12 protein-coding genes are annotated in these 12834 nt (G+C 54.4%); 9 read left to right on the top strand and 3 right to left on the bottom strand.

The window, feature by feature from the left end; translation table 11 throughout:
* Nucleotides 1-45 precede the first annotated feature (45 nt).
* A complete protein-coding gene (gene srmB / locus N6G83_RS27210; protein ID WP_024485802.1) occupies nt 46-1362 on the bottom strand; it encodes an ATP-dependent RNA helicase SrmB in 1317 nt (438 codons plus the stop codon).
* A gap of 87 nt (nt 1363-1449) precedes the next feature.
* On the opposite strand from srmB, the gene trmN reads away from it, so the two are divergent.
* Nucleotides 1450-2229 (top strand): tRNA(1)(Val) (adenine(37)-N(6))-methyltransferase TrmN, encoded by a 780-nt coding sequence (trmN, locus tag N6G83_RS27205; RefSeq protein ID WP_211135894.1) that lies wholly within the window; start codon nt 1450-1452, stop codon nt 2227-2229.
* A gap of 4 nt (nt 2230-2233) precedes the next feature.
* Here trmN and nadB read toward each other — a convergent pair whose 3' ends face one another.
* A complete protein-coding gene (nadB, locus tag N6G83_RS27200) occupies nt 2234-3835 on the bottom strand; it encodes an L-aspartate oxidase (RefSeq protein WP_024529381.1) in 1602 nt (533 codons plus the stop codon).
* Between the two features lie 213 nt (nt 3836-4048).
* Here nadB and rpoE point away from each other — a divergent pair, with 213 nt between their 5' ends.
* The 4 genes from rpoE to rseC are packed head-to-tail and all read left to right on the top strand — an operon-like array spanning nt 4049 to nt 6740.
* Nucleotides 4049-4624, top strand: coding sequence for an RNA polymerase sigma factor RpoE (gene rpoE, locus N6G83_RS27195; protein WP_012146382.1), 576 nt, complete (start codon nt 4049-4051; stop codon nt 4622-4624).
* 30 nt (nt 4625-4654) lie between these two features.
* Nucleotides 4655-5308 (top strand): anti-sigma-E factor RseA, encoded by a 654-nt coding sequence (gene rseA, locus N6G83_RS27190; protein ID WP_024529380.1) that lies wholly within the window; start codon nt 4655-4657, stop codon nt 5306-5308.
* Complete coding sequence (rseB, locus tag N6G83_RS27185; RefSeq protein WP_199062701.1) at nt 5308-6267, top strand: sigma-E factor regulatory protein RseB; 960 nt, start codon at nt 5308-5310, stop codon at nt 6265-6267. The genes rseA and rseB overlap by 1 nt, the downstream gene beginning before the upstream one ends.
* A complete protein-coding gene (gene rseC / locus N6G83_RS27180; protein ID WP_024529378.1) occupies nt 6264-6740 on the top strand; it encodes a SoxR-reducing system protein RseC in 477 nt (158 codons plus the stop codon). The genes rseB and rseC overlap by 4 nt, the downstream gene beginning before the upstream one ends.
* Here the strand turns inward: rseC and N6G83_RS27175 are convergent.
* The gene (locus N6G83_RS27175; protein WP_211135893.1) at nt 6737-7561 is read right to left on the bottom strand and encodes a hypothetical protein; all 825 of its coding nucleotides are present in this window, start codon (nt 7559-7561) and stop codon (nt 6737-6739) included. The genes rseC and N6G83_RS27175 overlap by 4 nt on opposite strands.
* A 533-nt stretch (nt 7562-8094) precedes the next feature.
* Between N6G83_RS27175 and lepA the strand changes: the two genes are divergently transcribed.
* From lepA to era, 4 genes are all read left to right on the top strand, one after another.
* Complete coding sequence (lepA, locus tag N6G83_RS27170) at nt 8095-9894, top strand: translation elongation factor 4 (RefSeq protein WP_024529376.1); 1800 nt, start codon at nt 8095-8097, stop codon at nt 9892-9894.
* Between the two features lie 31 nt (nt 9895-9925).
* A complete protein-coding gene (gene lepB / locus N6G83_RS27165; protein WP_211135892.1) occupies nt 9926-10903 on the top strand; it encodes a signal peptidase I in 978 nt (325 codons plus the stop codon).
* A 342-nt stretch (nt 10904-11245) separates the two neighbouring features.
* Nucleotides 11246-11926: a ribonuclease III gene (gene rnc, locus N6G83_RS27160; RefSeq protein WP_021178901.1), complete on the top strand. Its 681-nt coding sequence runs from the start codon at nt 11246-11248 to the stop codon at nt 11924-11926.
* Nucleotides 11923-12831 (top strand): GTPase Era, encoded by a 909-nt coding sequence (gene era / locus N6G83_RS27155; protein WP_065686632.1) that lies wholly within the window; start codon nt 11923-11925, stop codon nt 12829-12831. Before rnc ends, era begins: the two co-directional genes overlap by 4 nt.
* Nucleotides 12832-12834 lie beyond the last annotated feature (3 nt).

Genomic DNA, 12834 nt, shown 5'->3' with positions numbered 1-12834 from the left:
AAAAACCGCCTTCAAAGTGATGGCGGTTTTTTGATGGCACAGAGATTATTGTGCGTCTGGTTTGGCTTTTGGCTGGCGGCGCTTACCGACGTTTTTCGCGTCGCGATGGCGTACCTTCACCTTGGCCTTCTCTTTGTTCTTCAGCTTGTCTTCGATGCGCTTGGCCAGCACCTTCTTCGAAGGTTTACCGTTGCTCTTCTCGCTAGGTACCTTGGTGGACGGACGCAGTTCGTCGATCACACGGGCTTTCAGTGGCTCATTGAGGTAACGCCCCACTTTGCCCAGCAGCAGATGGTCGTGCGCCTCTACCAGCGAAATGGCGGTGCCTTTACGCCCGGCACGGCCAGTACGGCCAATGCGGTGCAGATAGGTATCGGCAGTGCGCGGCATATCGAAGTTGAACACGTGGGTGATATCCAGGATATCCAGCCCGCGCGCTGCAACGTCGGTGGCGACCAGCACGTTGACGCGGCCATCCATCATGCGTTTTACCGCTTCGTTACGCTTGGCCTGCACCATTTCCCCTTCGAGATAGCAGGTATTGATGCCCGCTTCACGTAGCCAGGCGGCCAGCTCATGCACGCGCTCACGCTTACGTACAAAGATCACTGACTTCTGCACGTCCGGCTGTTGCAACAGATGCACCAGCAGGGCGGTTTTATGCTTCACGTCATCGGCGCGGTAATACCATTGCAGGATCTTTTTACGTTCGCGGCGGGAAGGATCGGCTTCAACCTCAACCGGCTCCTTCAGGATGCGCTCGGCAAACTCGCGGATAGCTTCGCCTTCCAACGTTGCGGAGAACAGCAACGTCTGGGTACGCCAGCGGGTTTCCGCCGAGATGGTCTCGATATCTTGCGCAAAGCCCATATCGAGCATGCGGTCGGCTTCGTCCAGGATCAGTGTTTCTACCGCACGGCAGTCAAAGTTTTCTTCTTTGATGTATTGCAGCAGGCGGCCGGTGGTAGCAACCACCACGTCCTGGTTTTCACTAAAGACTTCGGCGTGGTTCATATACGCCACGCCGCCGGTGATGGTGGCGATATCCAGCGAGGTATGCGCAGCCAATTCACGAGCCTGATCGGCCACCTGCATTGCCAGCTCACGCGTCGGGGTGAGGATCAGTACGCGCGGTGGGCCAGACTTCTTACGTGGGAAATCCAGCAGATGCTGCAGAACCGGCAGCAAGAATGCGGCGGTTTTGCCCGTGCCGGTCGGTGCCGAACCTAATACGTCGCGCCCGTCCATGGCTGGCGGGATAGCCTCGGCCTGGATAGCGGTGGGGCGATCGTAGCCTTTATCACGCAAAGCGAGGATCAGGCGCTCATCGAGTTCGAGTTCGGAAAAATTGGTTGCTGTCATTATCTACCTCTACTTGGGGCGCCGATTATAGACGGGATGGCCGCAGGGTTCACCCTTTTTAACTTTTACCCTAAATCAGTTTGCCTTATGCTACGCCAGTTTTGTCTGCTGGTGGCTATTGTGAGTAATCAAATTAAAACTAAATCGACCCCGCGCCGCGGCGGTTTTACCTTTAAGCAGTTCTTTGTCGCCCACGATCGTTGCGCGATGAAGGTGGGTACCGATGCGGTTATGCTCGGCTCCTGGGTTGCCGTGGAAAACGTGCAGCGGGTGCTGGATATTGGCTGCGGCAGTGGGCTGATCGCCCTGATGTTGGCGCAGCGCACGGCTGGCGAGGTCACCATCGATGCGGTTGAGCTGGATAACGCCGCCGCCTTGCAGGCACGTGATAACGTGTTGGAGTCGCCTTGGCCGCAGAAGATCCAGGTGCACAGCCAGGATATCCATCATTTTGCCCAGCAGCATGCCCATTGTTACGATCTGATCGTCAGCAATCCACCGTATTTTGAGCCTTCTGTCGCCTGTCGCGATCTGGCTCGCACCAACGCCCGCTATACCGAAACCCTGACTCATGACGCCTTGCTGGATAGCGCCGAAAGGCTGATAACGGCGGAGGGGCAGTTCTGCGTGGTGCTGCCTTATGAGATTGGCGAAGCTTTTGAAGTGAATGCCCACCAACGTGGCTGGCACACCGCACGGCGGCTGAACATCAGCGACCGGGCCGACACGCCAAAACACCGTTTGATGCTGGCATTAGCGCGCAAACCGGTGGCGAAAGAAGAGGCCGAGCTGGCAATAAAACTGGCGGATGGCAGCTACACCACCGATTTCCGCCAGTTGATTACCGATTTCTATCTGAACTACTGAAGCCTCAGGGTTGCAGAATGGTGGGTTTTGGCTCCGGCAACATATCCGGGTAATCCAGCGTGTAATGCAGCCCACGGCTTTCCTTGCGCTCCATCGCGCTGCGCACAATCAGTTCCGCCACCTGCACCAGATTACGTAGCTCCAGCAGATTGTTGGAGATGCGGAAGTTGGCGTAATACTCGTCAATCTCCTGCTGCAACGTATTGATGCGGCGTAGCGCCCGCTCCAGGCGTTTGGTGGTGCGCACGATCCCGACGTAGTCCCACATAAACAGCCGCAGTTCGTGCCAGTTATGCTGGATCACCACGCGTTCATCCGAATCATCCACCCGGCTCTCATCCCACTGTGGCAACTGTTTGGCCAGCTTGATGGCAGGCAGACGCGTCAGAATATCTTCGGCGGCGGACCAGCCATAAACCAGGCATTCCAGCAGTGAGTTGGACGCCATGCGGTTGGCTCCGTGCAGGCCGGTGTAGCTTACTTCGCCAATCGCATACAGACCGTCCAGATCGGTGCGGCCATGCTGATCGACCATCACGCCGCCACAGGTGTAATGCGCCGCAGGGACGATCGGGATCGGCTGCTGTGTCAGGTCAAAGCCCAACGTCATCAACTTTTCGTGGATCATCGGGAAGTGCTGGGTGATGAATTCCGCCGGCTTGTGGCTGATATCCAGATACATGCAGTCAGCACCCAGGCGTTTCATCTCATGGTCAATCGCGCGGGCGACGATATCGCGCGGCGCGAGCTCACCACGTGGATCAAAGTCTGGCATAAAGCGGCTGCCGTCCGGGCGTTTCAGGTGGGCACCTTCACCGCGCAGCGCTTCGGTCAACAGGAAGTTACGCGCCTGTGGGTGGAACAGGCAGGTTGGGTGGAACTGGTTGAATTCCAGGTTGGCGACCCGGCAGCCTGCGCGCCAGGCCATGGCGATGCCGTCGCCCGAAGAGATATCCGGGTTGGTGGTATATTGATAAACCTTGGCTGCTCCGCCGGTGGCTAACACCACCGTTTTGGCACGGTAGGTTTCCACCTGTTCCCGCTCACGGTTCCAGACGTAAGCGCCCACTACGCGCTTGGTGCCCGGTAAGCCGATCTTGTTGGAGGTGATCAGGTCGACCGCATTGCGGCGCTCCATCACGCAAATATTGGGGTGAGCACTTGCTTTCGCTACCAGGGTAGTCTCTACTTCTTTGCCGGTGGCGTCGGCAGCGTGCAGGATGCGCCGATGGCTGTGTCCGCCTTCCCGCGTCAGGTGATAGCGTTCTTCACCTTGGGAGTTGGTTTCGGTGTCGAACAGGACGCCCTGATCGATCAGCCACTGTACGCAGTGGCGTGCATTGCCGGCAATAAACTCGACGGCGTCTTTGTCACACAGGCCGGCTCCGGCGATCAGCGTGTCATCAACGTGTGAGGCGATGCTGTCCGTTTCATCAAACACCGCGGCGATCCCGCCTTGGGCATAAAAGGTGGCGCCTTCATTGAGCGGACCTTTGCTGAGTACAGTAACCTTGCAATGTTGCGCCAGGCGCAACGCCAGGGAGAGGCCAGCAGCACCGCTACCGACGATCAATACATCGCTAACATGTTCAGATGATGGTTGCATAACGTATGATGTGTGCAGAAGAAGAGTGAAATTCATGTTAGCCTACTTGTCCGGGCAAAAGCCACGGACAAGGTGACATCAACAAAAAAACAATGGCGGTATGGAACTTAGCGTTCCGTATGAACTCCAAGCGAGTGCTTGCTCAGGAAAATAATGTATGGCTGGCGGTACAATTTCACGCGTGGAGATAGATTTGGGGAGAATTTACCTCGGATGAGCGAGCAGTTAACGGATCAGGTTCTGGTTGAGCGGGTCCAGAAGGGCGATCAGAAATCGTTTAACTTACTGGTAATTCGTTACCAGCATAAAGTGGCGAGTCTCGTTTCGCGCTACGTACCACAGGGCGACGTGCCGGATGTGGTGCAGGAGTCGTTTATTAAAGCTTATCGCGCACTGGAGTCGTTCCGTGGCGATAGCGCCTTTTACACCTGGTTGTATCGAATTGCTGTCAATACAGCAAAAAATTATCTGGTTGCTCAGGGCCGGCGCCCACCATCAAGCGATGTGGATGCCAATGATGCCGAAAATTACGAAAGTGCGGGCGCACTGAAAGAAATTTCGAACCCTGAGAACTTAATGTTGTCAGAAGAACTGAGACAGATAGTTTTCCGTACCATTGAGTCACTCCCAGAGGATCTTCGCATGGCGATTACCCTGCGGGAGTTGGATGGTCTAAGCTACGAAGAGATAGCCGCCATCATGGATTGCCCGGTCGGAACCGTACGTTCACGTATTTTCCGTGCTCGGGAGGCTATCGATAATAAAGTTCAACCGCTGATCCAACGTTAGCGATAGCGGACACTGGAAGGGTACTTAGGCATGCAGAAAGAAAAGCTTTCCGCTCTGATGGATGGTGAAATGCTCGACAATGAGCTGCTGAGTTCATTGAGTAAAGATCGGGCGCTTCAACAAAGCTGGCAGAGCTATCACCTAATCCGTGACACGTTACGGGGTGATATCGGGCAAGTCATGCATTTCGATATCGCAGACCGTGTTGCTGCCGCATTGGAAAAAGAGCCCGCTCGTCTGGTTCCTTCGGCAATCCCCGAATCTCAACCGCAACCTCACACCTGGGGTAAACTGCCGTTCTGGCACAAGGTTCGTCCTTGGGCTAGTCAGCTAACTCAAGTCGGCGTTGCCGCTTGTGTCTCTCTGGCAGTGATCGTGGGTGTGCAACAGTACAATCAGCCAACTGCCCAATCAGGCGCGGCTGAAACACCAGCGTTCAATACGTTGCCAATCATGGGGCAAGCTTCCCCGGTCAGCCTGGGCGTCCCGGCAGACAGTTTCTCAACCGGCAGCGGTCAACAGCAGCAGGTGCAGGAACAGCGTAAGCGTATCAATGCCATGCTGCAGGATTATGAGCTGCAACGCCGTTTGCACTCCGATCAGCTGCAACTTGAACAAAGCAGGCCACAGCAGGCCGCAGTTCAGGTTCCTGGAACTCAGTCTTTAGGAATGCAACAGCAGTAATGAAGCAAATCTGGTTCTCCGTTTGTCTTTTAACGGGCGGCCTGCTCAATTCAAATATCGCCTCGGCGCAGGAACCTGCGTCCGGGGCGTTATTGCAACAAATGAGCAGCGCCAGCCGTTCACTCAATTATGAACTCGCCTATATCAGCATCAGCAAGCAGGGGATAGAGTCGTTACGCTATCGCCATGCAGTGATCGATAAACAGCCCTTGGGGCAGCTGCTGCATATGGACGGCCCTCGTCGGGAAGTGCTGCAACGTGGCGGTGGGATCAGCTATTTTGAGCCTGGTCTGGAACCGTTCACGCTGTCTGGCGATCACATCGTTGACGCTTTGCCCGCCATCGTATTTGCCGATTTCGACTATCTGGCGAAATACTACGACTTCATCTCCGTTGGCCGCACCCGCATTTCCGATCGGCCTTGTGACGTTTACCGCGTCGTGGCTCGTGACGGTTCCCGTTACAGCTATGTGGTCTGGATGGATATGGAGACCAAGTTACCGCTGCGGGTCGATCTGCTCGATCGTGATGGCGAAACGCTGGAACAGTATCGGGTCATCTCGGTAGTGGTGGGCGATCAGGTGAAAAGCGTCATGCAACCTTTGCTTAAAGCCAATCTGCCACCGCTATTGACCCTACCCGCGGCTGAAGACGTTAAGCTTGCCTGGAAAGCTGGTTGGTTGCCTGCTGGCGTTAACGAGGTGGCGCGTAATCGCCGCAAGTTACCGAATGTGGCAGTGCCGGTTGAATCGCGACTTTATAGCGATGGCTTGTTCAGCTTCTCGGTTAACATCAGCCCTTCGGGCAGCAATGCCAGCCAACAGTTTTATCGTCAGGGCCGCCGTACCATCCAAACCGAAATTCGTAATGGCAATGAAATTACCGTGGTTGGAGAATTACCTCCTTCAACGGCGAAACGCATTGCCGACAGCATTACTTTCAAGGTAGCGCCGCAATGATGAAAGAGTGGGCCACGGTGGTCTCGTGGCAACAGGGCGTGGCACAGCTGCGTTGTGAGCCTAAAGCCGGCTGTGGCAGTTGCACCGCGCGTTCTGGCTGCGGTGCTCGCGCATTCGACGAACTGGTGCCTGAAAGTGAACATCACCTGCAGGTGGCAATCGCCCAGCCTCTGGAACCCGGCCAGCGCGTCGAAGTCGGTATCGCCGAAGGCAGCCTGTTGCGCTCGGCGATGCTGGTCTATCTGACCCCGTTATTAGGCATGATGCTAGGCGGCGGCCTGCTGCAATGGTGGTTGGGCAGTGACGCAGCGGCGGCACTCGGTGGGATTTTAGGGGGCGGCCTCGCTTTCCTGATCGCACGTGCATTGGCTAAACGCCTCGGCGAACAGGCCAATTATCAACCCGTAGTGCTGCAAATCGGCTTGCCGCCGGGTGCCTTGCGGTTGCACACCGAAACTGAATCCCCGATTTAATACGGCGGCCGCGTCATCGCCGGGTTGCTATAGGCGGGGATGCGGTTGTTGATCATATGCTCCATCAGTGCAATAAACAGATCGGCGCTGAACAGCGAGTCATAACCCAGCGAAAACAGTTCATTGCCTTGTAGATCCAGCAAACGAAGGGTGCCACGCTGCAGATTGTTTTCCAGCCGGTGGATCTTTTCGATCTGAACCTGGGCCTGGGCGGTACTCAGCGTCGTAGCGCTAAGCCGTAATGTTTGGGTCGGTTTCTCTTGCCATGAACCAAGCCAGCCCTTTCTGCTATTGAGATAGGCGAAGGTCAATATTTCCCCCTGATAAAGCGAATTTAATGCCAGCGGCCCACGCTGCTGGATCTGTTGTTGGATCAGGGTTTCAATCAACTGCCGAGAGTGAGAAATATTGCTCTTGATGTTGTACCAGAACGCCGCCTCCGAGGTGCGAAACGCCATATTGTCGCTCAGCCCGCCAAGCAGCCTGCTACCGCGAGAATGGTAGATATCGGCAATCTTTTCAAACGCAATAAACCGTTCTTTATGACTGTGGTGATCCAGCACGCGCACGCCGTGCTCATACAGGCGATAGGTCAGCATTGGCCGCAGATAATGGCGCAATGCCAGCAACATAGTGCCTAACAGAATGGTAACCGCGCCGGCTTGCAGTAAGGCCAGAACGTGAGGATCTTCCATGTTGCTCAATAACGGCATTAACAACAGCACCGCACCGAGTGTGAACAGCAGCGTTACCGCTGCCAAAATGCCCCAGTTGACCTTGGAAAAATCGTGCCGGCTCAGCATTTGCCCTTTATCGATCATGATAAACCTTCCAATCAATGTTCAGAGGAGATGCTGGTGAACTCTGGTGGGCTTGCCGATGTTGTCGTGCCCTGAAGTCTGTTTTTATCCAAAGTTCTTGTCACTTGTAACCGAGGGGCGAGGGAGCGTATATGGGGGTTTATCCGAAAGCAGGTGCCGGGTCGTTTAAATGTAAGTTATTGATAAAAATATTATTTATGAGGTAATTGAGATTGGGTTTATTGCGTAATCGCATAATATGTATTACCACCGGGTTAATATTGTCTGGCCAACAGGATTGGCGCAATTAACCCACAATTTTTATCAGGCCTTCGCCGCGTTAATATCTGCTTTCATCAACTGCGGCGCGTTGTAACACTAAACTACGTATAATCGAATAGCTTCCCTACACCGATTGCTAGGTTTTCAGTGTTGTGGCATGTAGAATGCTGCGATTCAGGCGAAAAATAGCCGACCCATTCACCGTCGCTTTATGTCCATGCGGGTTCCATAGGCGAGTAATTCAGAAATACCAAGGCAGAAAAACTAATTAAATGAAACACATAAGAAATTTTTCTATCATTGCCCATATTGACCACGGTAAGTCGACGCTGTCTGACCGTATTATCCAAATCTGCGGCGGCCTGACCGAACGTGAAATGGCCGCACAGGTGCTGGATTCTATGGATCTGGAACGTGAGCGTGGTATTACCATCAAAGCGCAGAGCGTAACGCTCGACTATAAAGCCAAGGATGGGCAGGTTTACCACCTTAACTTTATCGACACTCCTGGGCACGTTGACTTCTCCTATGAGGTTTCCCGCTCACTGGCCGCCTGTGAGGGTGCATTGCTGGTGGTGGATGCCGGGCAGGGCGTAGAAGCCCAGACCTTGGCCAACTGCTATACCGCACTGGACATGGATCTGGAAGTGGTGCCGGTGTTGAACAAGATTGACCTGCCTGCCGCCGATCCGGATCGCGCTGCACAGGAAATCGAAGATATCGTGGGCATTGATGCGACTGACGCGGTGCGCTGCTCGGCAAAAACCGGCGTTGGCGTGCCTGAAGTGCTGGAGCGTCTGGTGCGTGATATCCCGCCACCAGAAGGTGATGCGGATGCACCGTTGCAGGCACTGATCATCGATTCCTGGTTTGATAACTACCTTGGCGTTGTCTCCTTGATCCGGGTGAAAAACGGTACTCTGCGCAAGGGCGATAAAGTTAAGGTCATGAGCACCGGCCAAACTTATAACGCCGATCGTCTGGGGATCTTCACCCCGAAACGTGTCGATCGCGACGTGCTGAACTGTGGCGAAGTGGGTTGGTTGGTCTGCGCAATTAAAGATATCCTCGGCGCACCGGTGGGCGATACCTTGACGCTGGCTCGCCAGCCGGCAGACAAAATGCTGCCAGGCTTCAAAAAAGTGAAGCCACAGGTGTATGCCGGCCTGTTCCCGATCAGTTCCGACGATTATGAAGCTTTCCGTGATGCGCTGGGCAAGCTGAGCCTGAACGACGCCTCCCTGTTCTATGAACCAGAAAGCTCCACCGCGCTGGGCTTTGGCTTCCGCTGTGGCTTCCTGGGTCTGCTGCACATGGAGATCATTCAGGAGCGTCTGGAGCGTGAATACGATCTGGAACTGATCACGACGGCACCTACGGTAGTGTATGAAGTCGAAACCACCGGCAATGAAACCATCTACGTCGATAGCCCTTCCAAGCTGCCGCCGTTGAATAACATCGCTGAACTGCGTGAGCCGATTGCGGAGTGTCACATGCTGATGCCGCAGGAATATCTGGGCAACGTGATCACGCTGTGTATTGAGAAGCGTGGCGTACAGACCAATATGGTTTACCACGGTAACCAGGTGGCGCTGACCTACGAAATTCCAATGGCCGAAGTGGTGCTAGACTTCTTTGACCGTTTGAAATCCACCTCGCGCGGTTACGCGTCGCTGGACTATAACTTCAAACGTTTCCAGGCCTCGGACATGGTGCGCGTTGACGTGTTGATCAACAACGAACGCGTAGATGCGCTGGCGCTGATCACTCACCGTGATAACGCGCAGTATCGTGGCCGTGAACTGGTTGAGAAAATGAAAGAGCTGATCCCACGCCAGCAATTTGATATTGCGATCCAGGCGGCGATCGGCACGCATATCATCGCTCGTTCTACGGTGAAACAGCTGCGTAAAAACGTGTTGGCCAAGTGCTACGGCGGCGACGTCAGCCGTAAGAAGAAGCTGCTGCAGAAGCAGAAAGACGGTAAAAAACGCATGAAGCAGGTGGGTAACGTTGAGTTGCCGCAGGAAGCGTTCCTGGCCATTCTGCACGTGGGTAAAGACGGTAAGTAAGAGCGAAAGCTCGCGTAACTAGGGAGTTTGCATGGCGAATATGTTTGCCTTGATCTTGGCGATAGCCACTTTGGTGACCGGGATCATCTGGTGCTTTGAGCGCTTTAAATGGGCGCCGGCACGCCGGGCGAAAATCGCGGCGGTCAATGCACAGGCGGCCGGAACGGTCGACGAAGCGGCCTTGGCGAAAGTGGCCAGGCAGCCGGGTTGGGTTGAAACCGGGGCTTCGGTGTTCCCGGTATTGCTGTTGGTGTTTGTGGTGCGTTCGTTTATTTACGAACCGTTCCAGATCCCTTCAGGCTCAATGATGCCGACGCTGTTGATTGGTGATTTTATTCTGGTGGAAAAATTTGCCTACGGCGTAAAGGATCCGATCACCCAGACCACGCTAATTGAAACCGGTCATCCCAAGCGTGGCGATATTGCGGTCTTTAAATATCCACGCGACACCAAACTGGATTACATCAAGCGCGTGATTGGCGTACCTGGCGATCGCGTGACCTATGATCCGGTGAATAAGCGCGTGACGGTGCAAGAGTTCTGTAATAGTGGCCAGGCGTGTGATACCGCATTGGCGGTCACCTACAGCGATATGCAACCGAGCGATTTTGTGCAGATGTTTACCCGCAGCGGCATGGGTGAAGCCAGCAACGGTTTCTTCCAGATCCCTCTGACGGATAACGTGCCACAGGGCGGTATTCGCCTTGGCGAACGCAAGGAAACTCTGGGCAACGTAACTCACCGCATTCTGACCGTGCCCGGTGCACAAGATCAGGTCGGCGCTTACTATCAGCAAGCAGGCCAGCCGTTGGGCGAGTGGGTAGTACCCGCTGGCCATTACTTCATGATGGGCGATAACCGCGATAATAGTGCAGACAGCCGTTATTGGGGATTCGTGCCTGAGAAGAATCTGGTAGGTAAAGCCACTGCGATCTGGATGAGTTTTGAAAAGCAGGAAGGTGAATGGCCAACGGGCGTCAGATTGAGCCGTATCGGTGGTATTCACTAATAGCGTTTTGCAAACTGCAGCCAATTAGGCTGCAGTTTATATGGTCAAGATCCCTATGGATTTCGAGTTACAGCTAGGCGACACGCTATTTAATCCCCAGGAGCTTACTTTTGGGTAAGTGACTGGGGGAAAATAGTGCAGGTAACAACGCTGCAGCTTGAAAGACGACGGGAAAAACGCAGCAATATATTTCCACTCGTTGTAGAATAGCCCCTCGAGCGATAAAAGTTGGCCCCTTTTGGGCGCCACTGCAAACGAAACAGCTTTGGATTGGCTTTTGGCAAAGCAGGCCTGTTCCGTATGCTGCAAGTTTTTGACGCATTCTTGATCTATTGGTAACTCATGAACCCCATCGTAATAAACAGGCTGCAGCGGAAGCTGGGCTACACTTTTCAACAGCAGGAGCTCTTACTGCAAGCGTTAACTCACCGTAGCGCCAGCAGTAAACACAATGAACGTCTTGAGTTTCTGGGTGATTCGATCCTTAGTTTTGTCATCGCCAATGCGCTCTACCAGCGTTTTCCTCGCGTAGACGAGGGAGACATGAGCCGCATGCGTGCCACGCTGGTGCGGGGCAATACGTTGGCGGAGATGGCGCGCGAATTCGATCTGGGCGAGTGTTTACGCCTTGGGCCGGGCGAACTGAAAAGTGGTGGATTCCGCCGCGAGTCAATCCTGGCGGATACGGTGGAGGCACTGATTGGCGGTGTGTTCCTGGATAGCGATATTCAAAACGTTGAGCGACTGATTTTGGACTGGTATCGTAGCCGGTTGGACGAAATCAGCCCCGGTGATAAGCAGAAAGACCCGAAAACCCGCTTGCAGGAGTTTTTACAAGGTCGTCATCTGCCGTTGCCAACATATCTGGTGGTGCAGGTTCGCGGTGAGGCGCACGATCAGGAGTTTACTATCCACTGTCAGGTGAGTGGTTTGAGCGAGCCCGTCGTGGGCACCGGCTCAAGCCGCCGTAAAGCCGAGCAGGCGGCAGCGGAACAAGCGCTGAAAAAGCTGGAGCTTGAATGAGCGAAGAAAAACAATACTGCGGTTTTATTGCGATCGTAGGTCGTCCCAACGTGGGCAAATCCACGTTGCTGAACCAACTGCTGGGGCAAAAAGTCTCCATCACCTCGCGTAAACCACAGACGACCCGTCACCGTATTATGGGTATCGATACCGATGGCGCTTATCAGGCCATTTACGTCGACACCCCGGGTCTGCATATCGAAGAAAAGCGCGCCATCAACCGTTTGATGAACCGCGCGGCCAGCAGCTCAATCGGCGACGTCGAGCTGGTGATCTTCGTCGTAGAAGGCACGAACTGGACTGCCGATGATGAAATGGTGGTCAACAAGCTGCGCAGCCTGAAAAGCCCGGTGCTGCTGGCGATCAACAAGGTCGACAACGTTACCGACAAATCCAAGCTGTTGCCGCACATTGCGTTCCTAAGCAAGCAGATGAACTTCCTTGATGTGGTGCCGATCTCTGCCGAAAAAGGCATGAACGTGGACACCATTGCGGCTATCGCGCGCAAAGTGTTGCCGGAAGCGGAACACCATTTCCCGGACGATTACATCACTGACCGTTCTCAGCGCTTTATGGCGTCGGAAATCATCCGTGAAAAGCTGATGCGCTTCCTGGGTGAGGAACTGCCTTACTCGGTGACGGTCGAAATCGAACAGTTCGTACCGAATGAGCGCGGTGGTTACGACGTGCACGGTCTGATCCTGGTTGAGCGTGAAGGCCAGAAGAAGATGGTTATCGGCAACAAAGGTTCGAAGATCAAGACCATCGGTATTGAAGCCCGTCAGGATATGGAACAGATGTTTGAGGCCAAAGTGCATCTGGAACTGTGGGTGAAAGTGAAATCCGGCTGGGCGGACGACGAACGTGCGCTGCGTAGCCTGGGCTATACCGACGACCTGAAATAAACT

The organism is Serratia sp. PL7 (assembly GCF_945957435.1).
The sequence above is the reverse complement of the archived record's forward strand: the minus strand, read 5'-3'. Positions and strand labels throughout refer to the sequence as shown.